Source organism: Herbiconiux liangxiaofengii (genome assembly GCF_041927335.1).
Lineage (GTDB): Bacteria > Actinomycetota > Actinomycetes > Actinomycetales > Microbacteriaceae > Herbiconiux > Herbiconiux liangxiaofengii.
Genome location: NZ_JBHFHD010000012.1, coordinates 99,245 through 114,684, shown reverse-complemented (window position 1 = coordinate 114,684; position 15,440 = coordinate 99,245). Strand labels below are relative to the sequence as shown.

The following is a 15,440-nucleotide window of genomic DNA, read 5'->3' as shown; positions in this document are numbered from 1 at the left end:
ATGGCATGCCGCAGTGAGAACCCGGTGGCCGCCGGCGGTGGGCGCTCGGAGCGACCTTCAGAGCGAACTGACTGAACGGATGTCGGAACCCTCGACTCAGCCCTCAACACGCCCTCGCCCCGGAGTTAGTGTGAAGCCACGCTCCGCTTCGTCGCGGAGTGTAATGCCCACTGGTCGTCCCGAGCCCGGCTTGGTTCGACATGAGAATGGAGATCGATCATGCCTTTTGTGACCACGGATGATGGCGCAGAGATCTACTACAAGGACTGGGGCTCGAAGGATGCCCAGCCCATCATGTTCCACCACGGCTGGCCGCTGTCGTCGGACGACTGGGACGCCCAGATGCTGTTCTTCCTATCGAAGGGCTACCGCGTGATCGCGAGCGACCGCCGCGGTCACGGCCGCTCGTCGCAGATCGGCACCGGTCACGACATGGACCACTACGCCAGTGATGCCAACGCCGTCGTCGAGCACCTCGACCTCCGCAACGCCATCCACATCGGCCACTCGACCGGTGGCGGCCAGGTCGCCCGCTACGTCGCCCAGTACGGCGAGCCCCAGGGGCGCGTGGCGAAGGCCGTCCTGGTCTCCTCCGTTCCGCCGCTGATGGTGCAGACCGACGCCAACCCCGACGGAACCCCGATCTCGGTGTTCGACGGGTTCCGCGAGGCGCTGGCGGCGAACCGGGCCGAGTTCTACGTGGCCGTCGCATCCGGGCCGTTCTACGGCTTCAACCGCGAGGGCGTCACGCTGTCGCAGCCGGTGGTCGACAACTGGTGGCGCCAGGGCATGACGGGCAGCGCCCTGGCCCACTACGAGGGCATCAAGGCGTTCTCGGAGACCGACCAGACCGACGACCTCAAGGCCATCTCGGTGCCGGTTCTGGTGACGCAGGGCGACGACGACCAGGTCGTGCCCTACAAGGATGCCTCGCTGAAGCAGCACGAACTGCTCAGCAACTCGACCCTCAAGATCTACGAGGGCTACCCGCACGGCATGCTCACGACGCACGCCGACGTGATCAACCCCGACCTGCTGGCCTTCATCCAGCAGTAGCGGCGACCGCGAACGGCGCACCCGGGCACACCCCGGGTGCGCCGTTCGCGTCGGCGGGGTGGCGATCGGCTCTGTCCCGGCCCGTCGGTCGCGGTGGGTAGCATGTCGGCGTGAACGAGCACAGCACCCTGGAGACCGACCGGTTGCGCCTGCGCCCCATCACCGAGCAGGATTCCGATGCGATCTGGGTCATCCACTCCGACCCACGCACGAACGCGCACAACCCGGCCGGGCCGATGACGGAACGACCGGGTGCCGACGCGCGCGCCCGGGAATGGGCGGCGGCCTGGGCCGATGACGGCCAGGGCTACTGGGCGGTCGAAGACCGACAGGCCCCGGGCACCGTCATCGGTTTCGGCGGAATCCGCCTGGTCGAGTGGCGCGGGCGCCTGGTGTACAACCTGTACTACCGGTTCGCGCCGGCGGCGTGGGGCCGGGGGCTCGCGAGCGAGCTGGTGGCTGCGGCCGTGGCGCGCTGGCACGCGCTCGGCGAGCGCCATCCGCTCGTGGCCTACACCACAGCCGACAACGTCGCCTCGCAGCGGACGGCGGCTCGGGGCGGCCTGACCCGCCGGCCCGACCTCGACGAGGCGGCGGCCGGCTACACCGACGTCGTGTTCGCGCTCGGCCTGGACTGAACGGCCTCCCGCACGCCGACGGATGCTGCCCGCCGGCACCGGATGCATTCATGTCTGTTTATATGTACAGATGGACGAGGATCTGGAACCCGCTGCCGAACTCTTCAAGACGCTCTCGTCGGCGTCGAGGCTGAAGCTCCTGCGCATTCTCGCGAACGGCTCGTCGACGGTGGGGCATCTGGCCGAGGAGAGCGACCTGTCGCAGCCGCTCGTCTCGCAGCACCTGCGCAACCTGCGGGCGGCCGGGCTGGTGTCGGTGCGCCGCAGCGGCCGGGAGGCCCACTACGAGGTGGCGGATGAGCACGTCTCCCACATCGTCGACGACGCGGTGCGGCACGCCCTGGAGAGGTGAGTGAGAACGTCTCTCAATTACCCGCACATATTGCAATGTGCTTATGTTTCAGTCAAGCTGGTGCAGTCGCCTCGATGAGGACGACGACTCACCCGAGACGAGCGGAAGGCCGACCATGAGCACCACCGAGATCCACGCCGAGCACACCGTGACCGAGCACGAGCACGGCGCCACCTGCGGCCACGAGGCCGTTCAGCACGACGGGCACGTCGACTACGTGCACGGCACCCACCACCACGCCCTGCACGACGACCACTACGACGAGCACGAGAGCGTGGCGGAGCACACGAGCGCCGAGCACACCCACGGAGCAGACTGCGGCCACGACACCGTCGACCACGACGGTCACGTCGACTACCTCCACGACGGCCACAAGCACGCCGCGCACGGCGAGCACTACGACGAGCACTAGACCCCCATCGGGTCAGTGGTGGTGGGTCGCCGCCCACTCCGGGAAGGGGTCGGGGTAGCGCGCCCACGCGTCTCGGCCCGCCTCGAGCTCGGAGCCGTCGAGAAGGCACGCCGTGAGGGCCGCGTCGATGCGGTCGCGATCGAGCTCGACCCCGAAGAAGACGATCTCCTGACCGATCGGCGAGTCCGGATCCCAGCTGCGGAGGGCCGTCGGGCCGAGATCGAGCACGTCTCCCGCCGTCGACCATGAGCCGACCGTGTCGGGGCGGGTGGCCAGGCGCACGAACCCGCGGGATCGCGCGACCCGACCGACCCGCTCGCGGGTGAGTTCGTTCTCGATCGCCGCCAACAGGCGTCCGGGATGGAACGGACGCGGGTCGCGGAAGACGTGCACGCCGATCGGCCCGAGGTCGCCGGCCGCCGGTGCCCCCTCGGCGAGGTGCAGTTGCCAGCCCATCGACGCACCGAGCCGGTGAGCCCGACCCCGCACGGGCAGCCGGTGCAGCCGACGCAGTGGGGAGCTCTCGGCGAGTTCACTGAGTTCGGCCAGGGTCAGCACCCTGGCCGCCGGCGCGAGGTGCGCCAGGAGCATCCGCACGAGTCGCGACTCCGGCGGGGCGGCCCCCGCATCCTTCAGCACGATCAGGCTCGCGAATTCCAGCCGAGCTGCCAGGCGGCCCGGCACCTCGATGTCGCCGGCCTCCGCGGCGACCGCGGACACGGGGTCCGCCGCCCCGATGAGGCAGCCCACGATCTCCGCCGTCGACGAGACGGCCACCACGTCCTGGATGCAGACGGGAGCCACGAGCCGGCTGGACTCGAGGATGTGCTCGAGCACGAGCCCCACCTCCATCACATCGATGGCGGGTTCGAGCGCCACCACCCGGAGACCGGCCGGCGAACGGGCGGCTTCGTCGGCGAAGCGCGAGGCGAGCTCGAGGGCCAGCCCCGCCTCGTCGACGTCGGGCACGTCGAACTCGCGGCATCCACTCTCGGCCGTGCTGCCGCTCAGCACCTCGCACACCCGCGCCGTGTCGGCGACGTCGCTGCCGCTCACGAGGGTGATGGCCAGCCCGCGCTGGGAGGAGAGGTCGATTCGGTCACTCATGGTGAGTTACTGTATTTGAGAATCGTTCTCAATAACAACCGGAGGTCGTCATGAAGGTCCGCAACTCACTGAAGTCGATGAAGTCGATGCCGGGGTCGCAGGTGGTGCGCCGGCGCGGCCGCGTTTTCGTGATCAACAAACTGAACCCGCGCTTCAAGGCCCGTCAGGGCTGAATGAGGACGGCGGGAAGGCACTGCCGGTTGAATCCTGCGCCGCGTCATCGGTAACCTCGTCACCGGATTCGACAACGAGGAGAGGACCGCCCCATGGCCCCACGCCCAACGACAGCCCCGCGCACCCTCGTGCTGACAGCCACGGTGCTGGCGCTCACGAGCGCCCTCCTCACCGGCTGCAGCGGCGCCGTCGATGCAGCGGATGACGCCGGCTCCGGGGATGCGGGAGCAGGGCCGGCGGCGAGCCAGACCGACGCGACCACTTCGCCGGACGAGGCCATCCCGACACCCGACGCCACCTCGAGCGCCTCGGCCGACGGATTCCCGAGCTGCGACGAGGTGAAGGCGGCCCTCGGGCCGGTTGTCGCGGGGCTCGTCGAGATCGCCGACACCGAGAACGGCGTGGCGAACGGCTCCGACGGCCCGGCGCTCGGCTGCGGCTGGTACACCACCGCCACGGCCGACGGCAGCACCGACCTCGCGTCGTACGGCGCGATCTCGCTCGGGGTCTCGCACGATCCGACGTATACCGAGGAGAGCATGCAGCCACTCGGCTGGAACGTCGACGACCCGCGGGTGACGGCCGCGGGCGCCTGGGCGCTGAAGGTGGGCGGCGGTTACGACCCGGCCGCTCAGCTCGACGCGACGGGCGTGCAGGTGGTGCGCGGCGACGTGGTGGTGGTTCTCACCTCGGGCGGCGTGGTGCTCCAGGATGTGCCGGAGCTGGCGTCGCTGACGAACGAGTGGGCGCTCGGTGCCGGCGTGGCCGTGCTCGACCTGATGCGCTGAACACGGCCGAGCCGGGCCGGGCCGGCACGTCGGGCCAGGCCGGGCCGAGACGCGCGAGAGCGTCGGGCCAGGCCGGAGCAGCTCGACCGACGCGCCCCGTCAGAACGCGAGGTCGCGGGCTCCGGGAGGCGCCACGAGCAGCCCGGTGATCCGGCCCGACCCGTTGTAGGCCACGCGCGCCAGCCACTCCCCCGCCTCGTGCCGCAGCGTGGTCTGCACCACCGCACCCGTGAGCAGATGCCGGTTGGCGAGCTTGCCGAGCGCGCTCCGGCCGTCGGGCGTCTGCACGGTCGAGTCGTCGCAGCCCTCCAGGCGGCCCGACGACGCGACGACCGTGCTCCACATCTGCATCACCCGCCGCTTGCTGAGGGCGCGCGCGCAGGCGTAGGTCATGTGCGCCTTCACGGCGTCGTAGTCGTCGGCGTCGAGGGCCTGGAACACCGCGACGGTGCGGTCGATCAGGTCGATGGTGACCCCCTCGGCGCCGGGCTTGTCCTGGCCCGCCGCACCGAACCGCTTGAAAGCGGCCTGTCGACTCACCCCCAGAGCGGCGCCGATGGCGGGCCACGGGATGCCGCGGTCGCGCGCCACCGCCACCAGCTCGTACAGGCGGGCCTGCGACAGCCGAGACAGCTCGTCGGCCCGCGCGATCAGCTCGATCTCGTCGCCGGGGGCGACCGGCGACGAGCCGTCGCCATCGAGCGCCGAGGCCAGCGCGGTGAGCGATCCTGGGGACGGGGAGGTCGATTCGATCATGCCTCGATGCTAGGCAGCCGAGGTGTGCATGTCAACGCTAGGTTGACACGCACACGGCCCGAGATCTCCCAGCACGCCTTGCCAGAATGAGCCGGTGAACCGAACCCCACCACGACGACCGGATGTCTCCTCCCTCGAGTTGATCGGCGGCCCCGAACGGCTCCACACCGACCTCCGCGACTACGACGACCGCTGGCCCGAGCGGTATCTCGAGCACCGGGCGCGCATCCGGGAAGCCCTCGCGACCAACGCGGAGGCGGGCCACGGGTTCGGCATCGAGCACATCGGGTCGACCTCGGTTCCCGGTCTGGCGGCGAAGCCGATCATCGACATCGTGGTGTCGGTCGACGACATCACCGCCGAGGAGGACTACCTCGACCCGATGCTGGCCGCCGGCTACCGGCTGCGGGTTCGGGAGCCCGGGCACCGCCTCGTGCGCACCCCGGAGCGTGACGTGCACGTGCACATCTACCAGCACGACGACCCCGCCGTCGCCGAGTACCTGCTGCTCCGTGACCACCTGCGGCGCGACGCCGACGACCGGGCCCTGTACGAACGCACCAAGCGTGAGCTGTTCGAGCGGGACTGGACCGACACCAACGACTACGCCGACGCCAAGACCGAGGTGATCGTGGCCATCAAGGCCCGCGCGAGGGCGGCCCGCGAGCAGTGACCGGCCCGACCCGCCCGACCCGCCCGGCCCGACCCTCGGCGCCTGACCCTGCCTGCCCGGGCCGATGTCTCCGGTGCGTGCGAGCATCCCAGAACGAACGGATGACGGGCGCGACGCGCGAACCGCACCGCGCGAGGCAGGAGACGGGATGCGGGGCCAGGCCACGGTGCTGCACGCCGACCTCGACGCGTTCTACGCCTCGGTGGAGCAGCGCGACGCCCCGTCGCTGCGCGGCCGGCCGGTGATCGTGGGCGGCGGCGTGGTGCTGGCGGCCAGCTACGAGGCGAAGGCGCGCGGGGTGCGCACCGCCATGGGAGGGCGGCAGGCCCGCGAGCTCTGCCCCGATGCCATCGTAGTGCCGCCGCGGATGGAGGCCTACTCCGCGGCCAGCCGCGCCGTCTTCGCCATCTTCCGCGACACGACGCCGCTCGTGGAAGGACTCTCGATCGACGAGGCGTTCCTGGAAGTGGGCGGTCTGCGGCGCATCGCGGGCACGCCGGAGCAGGTCGCGGTGCGGCTCCGGGAGCGCATCCGGGTGGAGGTGGGGCTCGCGATCTCGGTGGGCGTGGCGCGCACCAAGTTCCTCGCCAAGGTGGCCAGCGCCGTGAGCAAGCCCGACGGCCTGCTCGTGGTGGAACCCGACGAGGAGCAGGCGTTCCTCTTCCCGCTGCCGGTGGAACGGCTGTGGGGCGTCGGTGCCGTGACCGCTGCCAAGCTGCACAGGCTCGGCGTGACCACCGTGGGGCAGCTGGCCGAGCTCGAGGCCTCGACCGCCGAGAACCTCCTGGGCCGCTCGGCCGGCGCGCACCTGCACGCGCTGGCCCGCCTGCAGGATCCGCGCCCGGTCGACACCGCGCGCCGGCGGTCGTCGATCGGGTCCCAGCGGGCGCTCGGCACCCGCCCGCGGTCGCCGGAGGAGCTCGATCTCTTCCTCACCCAGATCGTCGATCGGCTCGGACGGCGGCTCCGCGACGGCGGCCGGGTGTGCCGCACCGTGGTGCTGCGGTTGCGGTTCGGCGACTTCACGAAGGCCACCCGCTCGCACACCGTGGGCTCCGCCTCCGATCGCACCGCGGTGCTCCTCGCCGTGGCCCGGCAGCTGCTCGCCGCTGCGCAGCCCGAGATCGCCGAGCGCGGCATCACCCTGATCGGCATCTCGCTCGCACAGCTGGCGCGCGCCGACAGCCTTCAGCCCGAACTGCCGATCGACTGGAACGACGACGCGCGCCTCGACACGGTGCTCGATGCCGTGCGCGACCGGTTCGGAGCGGGCTCGGTGAGCCGGGCCAGGCAGCTCGACCGCGACGAGGGCTGGTCGTCGCCCGTGCTCCCCGAGCACGAGTGAACACTGCCGCGAAGCAGACGGAGCCACGCCTAGGCTGAGGCGGTGATGCGCAGAACCGCCGGACGACCCCGAACCACCGGACCCGCCGCCCCGGCGGCGACGCTCGCCCTGGTCGTGGCCATCGTTCTCACGGGCTGCACCGCCCCCGATGCGGGTCCCGGGTCGGCGAGCGGGGCGCCCGGCACCGCACCCATCGCCTCAGCCGCGCCGGCGGCCGTCACCACGAACGCCCCCGTGTTCCCGCCGACCGCCCCGGCCGCCCTCGCGCTGCCCGAGACCGGTCAGGGTGTCGGCGCCGTCGGCATCGCGGCGGCCGACGGCAGCGTCGAGCTGCTCGGCCAGTCCGAGCCCGCGACCACCACCCCGGTGCCCATCGCGAGCATCACGAAGGTCATCACCTCGCTCGTGGTGCTCGACGCGCATCCGCTCGCCCCGGCCGCCGACGACGGCACGGCCGACCAGGGCCCAACCATCACCCTCACCCAGTCCGATCTCGACGTCACCGCCGAGGTCGAGGCCCAGGGCCAGTTCACCGAGCCGATGCGCGTGGGCCAGCAGGTGAGCCTGCACGACGCCCTCGCCATCACCCTGCTCACCAGCGCCAACAACTACGCCGAGACGGCGGCGCGCTGGGCCTTCGGGTCTCAGGAGGCCTTCCTCGCGGCGGCGCGGACCTGGCTCGACGCGCACAGCCTCACCGCCACCACGCTGGCCGATGCCAGCGGGCTGAACCCGGGCAGCGCCTCGACCCCCACCGACCTGCTTCGCGTCGCATCCCTCGCTCACGCGAACCCCGCCCTGCTGGCCATCACCGGGCAGTCCAGCCAGCAGCAGGCCGACCTCGGCACCATCGCCAACCAGAACATCCTGCTCGGCGAAGACGGTGTCGACGGGCTCAAGACCGGCTCCACCAGCTACGCCGGCTTCACGCTGCTCACGTCGGCTGTGGTGCCGGTGGGGTCGTCATCGGCCACGCTCGTGGCGGTGGTGCTCGGCACCCCGTCGCTCGACGCGCGATTCGCCTCGACCCGCGCACTGCTCGCCAGCGCTCGAGCCGGGCTCTCCGAGCTGGTGCTCGCGCAGGCCGGCCAGTCGTTCGGCGGCTACACCGCGTCGTCGGGCGAGGTCGTGCAAGCGGTGGCGAGGGATGCGCGGACAGCGACCGTCTTCGCCGGCACGCCCGTCACGGCCTCGGTCACCCTGTCGGAGCGCAGCTCGGGTGTGGCGGGCGAGGTCGTGGGTTCCGCCGCGTTCACGCTCGGAGCCACCACCGTCGAGGTGCCGCTCGTGCTCGCGAGCGACCTGAAGGGCTAGCCCGCGAGCCGCTCGCGGCGAGCCGCTCGGCGGCGGATACCGACTAGAGCGCCGGCCCGAGCAGCACCGCGAACATCGCGAGCGCGCCGCCCACGATGAACAGCAGTGTTCCCAGCTGCATGGTGCGCGACTTGTTGCGGTCGGCCGTCGGCACGTCGACCTCGAGGATGGGGCAGCCCGACCAGCCGATCAGGCCGATGCTGAGCGCCACAAAGAACGAACCCAGCCAGAACATGACACCCTCGCCCGGCTCCAGGATGTCGGGGCGCCAGCCCGACGACAGCAGCATGCCCAGCACCAACGCCGAAGCGCCCACCGCCACGCCGAACCAGACGGTGCCCGTCTTCATGATGCGGGTCACGTTCTGCTCGGGCGACATGAGCTCGTGCACCGGCTCAGCGATCGTCGGCACACTCTCGGTGCGGCTCATGGGGTCTCCTTCATCCGTAATCCATTGTGCGTCAACGCATCGCTGCCCGCTTTTGTTCCGGATTGCGTCGTCCGGTTTCGCGCATCCGGTTCGGCCCGACGCGGCGCGAGTAGGTGACCGCGAGCGCCCCGAGCCCCACGAGCACCAGGGTGAGCGCCACGACGTAGGCGAAGACGCTGCCCCAGCCGGCCGTGGCCGGGTCGAGGAACGGGTAGGGGTAGATCTCTCCCCCGCTGGCTCCGGCGCGGATGAACGTGTACACGGCCCAGGCCACGGGATAGGCCGGAACCACCCAGAGCGCCCGCCACGGCAGCGCCGGCCGGCCGGGGGCGAGCAGCCAGTCGAGCACCAGGAAGATGGGCACCCACACGTGCACCACCTCGTTCGGCCAGCTCAGCGCCTGGAAGCTGTCGGTGGAGGGGATGCCGCGCAACAGCAGGTTGTACACGGCCCCCGTCACGATGGCGTAGCTCAGGGTGGCCATGCGCACCGTGGTGAACAGCTGCGGATCGACCCGGCTGCGCAGAGCCAGCATCCCGCCCACGAGGAGCACCACGATGTTGAACAGGCTCGTCTCGATGGTGAAATAGCTGAAGTACTCCCACGGGTCGAAGGCGTCGTTCGCCACCCGGTCGGCGATCTGGATGCCGATGGTGAGCGCGAGCCCCACGCCCACAGCCAGCCGCACCACGCCCGTCACAGTTCTCATGCAGCAATTCAACGCCCCTTGGGTCGCAAAAAGTCGTGCTCACTCGCCGGTGAGCACGACTTTTCGCGACGCAATGGCCGGTTTGCGAGTTACTGGGCGCGTTGCAGGGAGATCAGGCCCGTGGGGAAGCGGTCGCGGGCCGAGACGTAGACCACGCCTCGGGACGGGTCGACCGAGACCCCGTAGACCTTGTTGCCGTAGGCGCTGCCCGGGTAGTTCGCGATCTCGGTGAGATCGGCGGCCTGCAGCACCCGTACCCCGCTGGCGTCGAAGGCGTCACTGGAGTGGCCGAGGTACACCCGGCCCGCCACGGGGTCGACCGCCACCGACCGGTAGTCGGGCTTGGCCACCGCGAGCGTCTGCAGCAGCTCGTAGGTGGTGGCGTCGTAGACCCGCACGCCCTCGGTGCCCGAGGAGTTGTCGTTGGTGGCGTAGAGGCGCTTCGCCACCGGGTCGACGGCGATGCCGTGGGTGGTCCAGGCCGCCCCCGGGGTGTCGACGGTCTGCAGTGCGGCACCGGTCTGCGCGTCCATCACCTGGAAGCCCGTCTGCCGGGTGGCCCCGTAGACGCGGTTCGTGGTGAGGTCGACGTCGAGTCCGCGCACGTTCGCCGCGAAGGTGAACGGGCCCCGCTTCACGGCGTCGGTGGCGAGGTCGAGCACCACCCAGGCGTTTCCGTACGCCACGTACAGCTCCCGGTTCGCCGGGTCGAGGGCGACGTCGCGAACGCCCTCACCCTCGGCGCCGGCGATCGCGTGGGTCGCGATCACCGCATCCGTCACCGGGTCGATCTCGAGCACGCGGGCGGGCCGCTGCTCGTTGCCCACGAAGACGTGGCCGGTGGCCGGGTCGACCGCCGAGCCCACGGGCTTCACGTCGAGATCGGCGCTCGCCGCGGCCGACGGGATGGCGGCCAGAGCGGTGGGCGTGTAGGCGAGGCCCATCGGGGGCTCGGGGTCGGTCGGGTCGGTGGGATCGGTCGGGTCGGTCGGATCCGTCGGGCCGCCCACGCCGCGGCGCTGGCTGACGGTCACCGACACCGCATCCAGCTCGGAGCCGGGCGGGTTGAGCCGGAAGTCGCGGTTCGACACGAACACCCGCTGGTTCGCCTCGTCGACCGAGATTCCGTAGCCGTCCTTGCCGTAGGCCGGGTCGGCGAAGTCGCCGAGCTGGGCGCCGGTGGCGAGGTCGAGCACCGTGAAGCCGCCCGATCCCGTGGCCGTGCCGGTGTAGCCGAGGTAGACGAGCCCGTTGGTGGAGTCGATGTCGACCTGCCGCGCGTTCACGCGGGTGGACTTCTCCCACACCTGGCCGAAGCCGTTCTTCGCGTCGAAGGTGGCGACCTGCACCGCGTCGGGCACCTCCTCGAAGTAGGCGGCCGAGACGTAGCCCTTGGTGGGGTCGGCGGCGACGTAGTAGGCGCCGTCGGTTCCGCCGATCACGCCGAGCGAGACTCCGGTCGAGGCCTGCAGCACCTCGATGCCGCGCGACGGCACGGCGCCGTACACGAGGTCGTTCACGGGGTCGACATCGATGGAGCGGTTCGACTCGATGAACGAGTACGGGCCGCGCACGACCTTCCCGAAGTCCGCATCCGCGATCGACACCACCACCCAGTTGCGGTTCTGCTGACCCACGTAGAGCAGCTGCTTCTCGTCGTCGATCCCCAGATCCCGGATGTTCTCCGGCAGCGTGATCGTGCGCGTCACCTCATCCGTGTCGGGGTTCATCTCGAAGATCGACGTGCTGTTCTGGTCTCCCAGGTACAACTTCTTCTTCGACTCCGAGTAGGCCGAACCCGCCGGCAGCTTCGCGTTGGACTTGTTCACCGAGTCGAGCGAGGAGACGACCTCGTAGTCGACGGAGGTCTCAGGGTCGGTCGGCTCGGTGGGGTCGGTGGGATCGGTCGGGTCGGGGTTCGGTGTGCAGCCCAGGCACGGGCCGCCGGGGTTCGACGGGTTGATGACCTGCGGCTTCTCGTCGTCGGTCACGGCCTTGCCGGCGGCGTTCTTCACGATGGTGAGACCGTCGAAGTACTGGCCGTCGGCCGTGCGGGACTCGTAGCGCATGGTGTCGCCCGACACGTCGATGAGCTGGTAGAGCTCCACGTCGCCCTGCAGCTTCTTCAGGTGCGCCCCGTTCTCGGTCCAGAGGCGCGGGCCCGCGTTGGAGTACATCTTCGAGCCCACGACCGACACGGCGTACACCGGTCCGTCGTAGTTCAGCTCGTTGTTCCAGGTGCTGGGGTTGCCCTCCTCAGCGGCCACGGTGTTGCCGCGGCCGTAGTTGTGGTCGTGGCCCTGCAGCACGAGATCGACGTTGTGCTTCTCGAAGATCGGCAGCCAGGCCTCGCGGATCGCCCGGTTGTTGCGGCCCTCGTCGAGCGAGAACACCGGGTGGTGGAAGTACACGACGGTCCACTTGTTCGGGTTCGAGGTGAGGGTCTCTTCGAGCCAGGCGGTCTGCACGGCGAGCGCCGCGGCATCCGTGATGTTGCTGTTCAGCGAGACGAAGCGCACGCCCTGGTAGTCGCTGTAGTAGACGGTGCCCTTCAGCAGCGCCTCGATGTTCGCGGCGCCCTTCGGGCCGTTGTCGGGGTACTCGAACTGGGCCTGCCACTGGCTCGAGAGCTGCTCGCCCTCGTACTCATGGTTTCCGGCCGCGGCGAGGAAGTTCTGGGTGCCGAACTGGTACCCGGCCGCATCGAACACCTCGCCCCACTGGGAGTCGTCGTTCGCGTCGTCGATCAGGTCACCGGCCTGCAGCACGATGCTGGCGTCGGGGCGGTCTCGGAAGGCGTTGCGGATGACGCGGCTCGCGTCGGACTTGATGCCGTTCTGCACGTCGCCGAGGTAGATGAACGAGAAGTCGTCGGCCGCGGCCGACGCGGTGGTGAAGTGCTGCCACTCGCTGAAGTTGGTGCCGTCGCCCACGCGGTACTGGTACTGCGTGCGGGGCGTGAGGCCGGTGAACTCCACCGTGTGGAAGGTCTCCTCCCAGCCGTCGGTGGCGACGTCGGTGTTCTCGCTCGCCGCCACCGTGGTGATGCCCGTGGGGTACGGCGTGGGCGTCGCCACCCGGATCTCGGCCTTCGCCGTGCTCACGCCCTTCGACGTGCGCCAGGTGACGGCCTGGGTGGTGGCGAGGTCGCCGGAGGGGGTGAGCACGATGCGGTCGGGCACGATGCCCGGTCCGTGTTGCGCGAGGGGGGTGACGGTGGCGGCCGAGGCGTCGTCGGCCGCTCCCGCCAGTGGGGTGAACAGGGCGCCGGCGACCGCGAGGGTGGCCAGGCCGGCGAGGGCGCGGGAACGGCGCCTCCGCCCGGACGTTTTCGTCATTCGCTGACGGCCTTTCGGGAGGATGTTCGGGTTCTTCGGGTCGCGGTGATTCGGGATGCTCATGCGGCACCGCCGATGCTGCGACGACGGCGCAGGGTGAGCACGATCAGCGCGAGGGCGCCGAGGAGCACGGCTCCTCCGGCCACGGCGACGACGGTCCCGACTCCGGTGGCTCCTGTGCTGGCCAGGTCCTTGACCCCGGTGGGCTGGGAGCCGGGGGCGAGCACGGTGAGGGCCGCTTCGACCGTCGCGCCCGACTCGAGGCCGCGCACCACCACGGTGTGCGTGCCCGGCGCCACTCCGGCGGGGATGTGCACGGTGTGCAGGTAGGCCCCGTTCGCGTCGGCGTGCAGGAAGCCGAGCTCGATCGGGTCGGAGTGCAGCGTGATCTCGAGGTCTTCGTTCGGCCAGAAGCCGCCGCCCTTGAGGGTGAGCGCGCCGCCCGCGGGCACTCCGGTGGCGGAGAGCTCGAGCGGGGTGGGCTTCGCGGCGGGCCGCGGCTGCACAGGCGTACCGGTGGGCACCGGGCTCGCAGTGGGGGCCGGGCTCGCAGTAGGGGCCGGGCTGCCGGTGGGCTGCGGAGTCGCAGTGGGCTCAGGAGTCACACTGGGCTCAGGAGTGGCGGTCGGCTCGGGAGTCGGAGTCGGCTCAGGAGTGGCGGTCGGCTCGGGAGTCGCGGTCGGCTCAGGCGTAGCAGTCGGCTCCGGCGTAGCAGTCGGCTCCGGCGTAGCAGTCGGCTCCGGCGTAGCAGTCGGCTCCGGCGTAGCAGTCGGCTCCGGCGTAGCAGTCGGCTCCGGCGTAGCAGTCGGCTCCGGCGTAGGCGTGCTGGGGTCCACCCCCGGCACCACCGCGGCGGGCCGCTCGGGGGCGCCGATGTCGGCGCGCGTCGAGCCGGGCCCCGAGGCCCAGGCCACCGTCTCGTCGGTGACGAGCTTCTGGCCGGCGACCGTCTTGTCGATCGTGAACGAATCGAACAGTTCGCCGGTCACGGTGTGGCTCTCGACGTGCATCTTCCCGTCGACCACGTCGACCGTCTGGTACATCTGCGTGTCGCGGTTCATGCTGCGCAGATGCGCGTCGTTCTTCACCCAGTTGTTCGACTCGAGCGGGTCGGGAACGTACATCTTCGGTCCGGCCACCGAGACGAGGTACACCGGGCCGGTCTGGCTGGTGGCCGGGTCGGCTCCCGCGGGCAGGTTCTTCTCGTTGGCGAAGAGGTTGCCGCGGCCGTAGGCGTGGTCGTGGCCCTGCAGCACCAGGTCGACGTTGTGCTTCTCGAAGATCGGCAGCCAGGCGTTGCGGATCGAGGCGTTGTCGCGCCCCGAGGTCACCGAGAACACGGGCTGATGGAACGCGATCACGCTCCACTGGCCGGGGTTCTCGGCGAGCACCCGATCGAGCCACGCGGTCTGCGCGTCGAGCTCGGCGCCGGCCGACATGTTGGCGTTCAGGGTGACGAAGCGCACCCCCTGGATGTCGGTGTAGTAGACGTTCTCGTCGAACGCCTTCTGGATGGCGGGGGTGTCGGCCGGGCCGTTCTCGGGGTACTCGAACTGGGCCCCCCAGTAGCGGGTGAGCTCGGGACCCGGGTAGTACTCGTGGTTCCCGGGCGCCGCGATGATGTTCATGTAGGCGTTCGAGAAGCCGGCCGCACCGAACCACTCGCCCCATTCGGCGTCGGCGACATCCGTGTCGATCAGGTCGCCGAGGTGCACGACGGCCTTGGCGTACGGCCGGGCCTCGGTGGCGGCGCGGAAGGCGCGGGAGGCGTACGACTTGACGTCGTTCTGCGCGTCGCCCTGCACGATGAACGAGAACGGTTCGGCCGCCGTGGCCGCGGTCTCGAACTCGAGCCATTCGCTCCAGGTCTCGCCGTCGCCCACGCGGTAGAGGTAGGCGGTCTTCTCGGTCAGGCCGGTGAGCGTGGCCGTGTGGTACTTGATGCGGTAGCCGAGGTCGGTGGCGAACTCGGTGGTCGAGGCCGCGGCGACGGTGGTCGAGGCGGTGACCGGGCCCTTGGTCATGGCGGCCAGCTGCACCTGCGGCGCGGTGACGTCGACCGAGGTGCGCCACGAGATGTTCTGCGTGACCGCGGGCGTCTCGGTGGGCGTCAGGATGATGCGGTCGGGCACGGCCGAGGCCACGTGCACGAGGGCCGGGGAGACGGGCGGTGGGTTGAGTCCGCCGGCGGCGTAGGCGATGCCACCGCCGAGCGAGCCGAGTCCGACGACGGCTGCGATGCCGCCGGCGACGAGGGCCGTACGAGGCGAGAGGCGCGCGAGGGCGCGGCTGAGCTGATCGCTCTTCATGCGATTGGGGTCCTATCGGGTGGGTGCTGTGAACGGCCT

At 70.6% G+C, this 15,440-nt stretch carries 15 protein-coding genes; 9 read left to right on the top strand and 6 right to left on the bottom strand.

Going from position 1 to position 15,440, the window contains the following annotated elements; genetic code table 11:
* Positions 1-219 precede the first annotated feature (219 nt).
* The 4 genes from ACEXOR_RS14045 (at position 220) to ACEXOR_RS14030 (ending at position 2,458) form a co-directional block, all read left to right on the top strand.
* Positions 220-1,056 (top strand): alpha/beta fold hydrolase, encoded by an 837-nt coding sequence (locus tag ACEXOR_RS14045; protein WP_374850313.1) that lies wholly within the window; start codon positions 220-222, stop codon positions 1,054-1,056.
* Between the two features lie 110 nt (positions 1,057-1,166).
* Complete coding sequence (locus tag ACEXOR_RS14040) at positions 1,167-1,694, top strand: GNAT family N-acetyltransferase (RefSeq protein WP_374850312.1); 528 nt, start codon at positions 1,167-1,169, stop codon at positions 1,692-1,694.
* A gap of 70 nt (positions 1,695-1,764) precedes the next feature.
* Entirely contained in the window at positions 1,765-2,046 is a 282-nt protein-coding gene (locus tag ACEXOR_RS14035) for an ArsR/SmtB family transcription factor (protein WP_374850311.1), read from the top strand.
* Between the two features lie 115 nt (positions 2,047-2,161).
* Positions 2,162-2,458, top strand: coding sequence for a hypothetical protein (locus ACEXOR_RS14030; protein WP_374850310.1), 297 nt, complete (start codon positions 2,162-2,164; stop codon positions 2,456-2,458).
* A 12-nt stretch (positions 2,459-2,470) separates the two neighbouring features.
* On the opposite strand, the gene ACEXOR_RS14025 is transcribed toward ACEXOR_RS14030, so the two are convergent.
* Positions 2,471-3,565, bottom strand: a complete 1,095-nt coding sequence (locus tag ACEXOR_RS14025; protein WP_374850308.1) for a GTP-binding protein — start codon at positions 3,563-3,565, stop codon at positions 2,471-2,473.
* A gap of 50 nt (positions 3,566-3,615) precedes the next feature.
* Between ACEXOR_RS14025 and ykgO the strand changes: the two genes are divergently transcribed.
* Entirely contained in the window at positions 3,616-3,738 is a 123-nt protein-coding gene (gene ykgO, locus ACEXOR_RS14020) for a type B 50S ribosomal protein L36 (RefSeq protein WP_123446985.1), read from the top strand.
* A gap of 93 nt (positions 3,739-3,831) precedes the next feature.
* A complete protein-coding gene (locus ACEXOR_RS14015) occupies positions 3,832-4,527 on the top strand; it encodes a hypothetical protein (protein ID WP_374850307.1) in 696 nt (231 codons plus the stop codon).
* Positions 4,528-4,626: 99 nt separating this feature from the next.
* Here the strand turns inward: ACEXOR_RS14015 and ACEXOR_RS14010 are convergent, their stop codons facing one another.
* Positions 4,627-5,283, bottom strand: coding sequence for a hypothetical protein (locus ACEXOR_RS14010; protein ID WP_374850306.1), 657 nt, complete (start codon positions 5,281-5,283; stop codon positions 4,627-4,629).
* 94 nt (positions 5,284-5,377) lie between these two features.
* Between ACEXOR_RS14010 and ACEXOR_RS14005 the strand changes: the two genes are divergently transcribed.
* From ACEXOR_RS14005 to ACEXOR_RS13995, 3 genes are all read left to right on the top strand, one after another.
* Complete coding sequence (locus ACEXOR_RS14005; protein ID WP_374850305.1) at positions 5,378-5,956, top strand: GrpB family protein; 579 nt, start codon at positions 5,378-5,380, stop codon at positions 5,954-5,956.
* A 148-nt stretch (positions 5,957-6,104) separates the two neighbouring features.
* Positions 6,105-7,301, top strand: coding sequence for a DNA polymerase IV (gene dinB / locus ACEXOR_RS14000; protein WP_374850360.1), 1,197 nt, complete (start codon positions 6,105-6,107; stop codon positions 7,299-7,301).
* A gap of 45 nt (positions 7,302-7,346) precedes the next feature.
* Complete coding sequence (locus ACEXOR_RS13995; protein ID WP_374850359.1) at positions 7,347-8,615, top strand: D-alanyl-D-alanine carboxypeptidase family protein; 1,269 nt, start codon at positions 7,347-7,349, stop codon at positions 8,613-8,615.
* A 43-nt stretch (positions 8,616-8,658) separates the two neighbouring features.
* On the opposite strand, the gene ACEXOR_RS13990 is transcribed toward ACEXOR_RS13995, so the two are convergent.
* The 4 genes from ACEXOR_RS13990 to ACEXOR_RS13975 all read right to left on the bottom strand — a co-directional run bounded on the left by ACEXOR_RS13990 (position 8,659) and on the right by ACEXOR_RS13975 (position 15,401).
* Complete coding sequence (locus ACEXOR_RS13990; RefSeq protein WP_374850304.1) at positions 8,659-9,045, bottom strand: hypothetical protein; 387 nt, start codon at positions 9,043-9,045, stop codon at positions 8,659-8,661.
* A gap of 31 nt (positions 9,046-9,076) precedes the next feature.
* Complete coding sequence (locus tag ACEXOR_RS13985; RefSeq protein ID WP_374850303.1) at positions 9,077-9,754, bottom strand: Pr6Pr family membrane protein; 678 nt, start codon at positions 9,752-9,754, stop codon at positions 9,077-9,079.
* Positions 9,755-9,843: 89 nt separating this feature from the next.
* The gene (locus tag ACEXOR_RS13980) at positions 9,844-13,092 is read right to left on the bottom strand and encodes a metallophosphoesterase (RefSeq protein WP_374850301.1); all 3,249 of its coding nucleotides are present in this window, start codon (positions 13,090-13,092) and stop codon (positions 9,844-9,846) included.
* A 59-nt stretch (positions 13,093-13,151) separates the two neighbouring features.
* On the bottom strand, positions 13,152-15,401 hold the full coding sequence (locus ACEXOR_RS13975) for a purple acid phosphatase family protein (RefSeq protein ID WP_374850299.1): 2,250 nt from the start codon (positions 15,399-15,401) through the stop codon (positions 13,152-13,154).
* Between the last annotated feature and the right edge of the window lie 39 nt (positions 15,402-15,440).

What these genes read in the sequence shown, in the direction of transcription:
- ACEXOR_RS14045 (WP_374850313.1), top strand. Translation starts at nt 220, where the DNA reads ATGCCTTTTGTGACCACGGATGATGGCGCAGAGATCTACTACAAGGAC.
- ACEXOR_RS14035 (WP_374850311.1), top strand. Translation starts at nt 1,765, where the DNA reads ATGGACGAGGATCTGGAACCCGCTGCCGAACTCTTCAAGACGCTCTCG.
- ACEXOR_RS14030 (WP_374850310.1), top strand. Translation starts at nt 2,162, where the DNA reads ATGAGCACCACCGAGATCCACGCCGAGCACACCGTGACCGAGCACGAG.
- ACEXOR_RS14025 (WP_374850308.1), bottom strand. Translation starts at nt 3,565, where the DNA reads ATGAGTGACCGAATCGACCTCTCCTCCCAGCGCGGGCTGGCCATCACC.
- ykgO (WP_123446985.1), top strand. Translation starts at nt 3,616, where the DNA reads ATGAAGGTCCGCAACTCACTGAAGTCGATGAAGTCGATGCCGGGGTCG.
- ACEXOR_RS14015 (WP_374850307.1), top strand. Translation starts at nt 3,832, where the DNA reads ATGGCCCCACGCCCAACGACAGCCCCGCGCACCCTCGTGCTGACAGCC.
- ACEXOR_RS14010 (WP_374850306.1), bottom strand. Translation starts at nt 5,283, where the DNA reads ATGATCGAATCGACCTCCCCGTCCCCAGGATCGCTCACCGCGCTGGCC.
- dinB (WP_374850360.1), top strand. Translation starts at nt 6,105, where the DNA reads ATGCGGGGCCAGGCCACGGTGCTGCACGCCGACCTCGACGCGTTCTAC.
- ACEXOR_RS13995 (WP_374850359.1), top strand. Translation starts at nt 7,347, where the DNA reads ATGCGCAGAACCGCCGGACGACCCCGAACCACCGGACCCGCCGCCCCG.
- ACEXOR_RS13990 (WP_374850304.1), bottom strand. Translation starts at nt 9,045, where the DNA reads ATGAGCCGCACCGAGAGTGTGCCGACGATCGCTGAGCCGGTGCACGAG.
- ACEXOR_RS13985 (WP_374850303.1), bottom strand. Translation starts at nt 9,754, where the DNA reads ATGAGAACTGTGACGGGCGTGGTGCGGCTGGCTGTGGGCGTGGGGCTC.
- ACEXOR_RS13980 (WP_374850301.1), bottom strand. Translation starts at nt 13,092, where the DNA reads ATGACGAAAACGTCCGGGCGGAGGCGCCGTTCCCGCGCCCTCGCCGGC.
- ACEXOR_RS13975 (WP_374850299.1), bottom strand. Translation starts at nt 15,401, where the DNA reads ATGAAGAGCGATCAGCTCAGCCGCGCCCTCGCGCGCCTCTCGCCTCGT.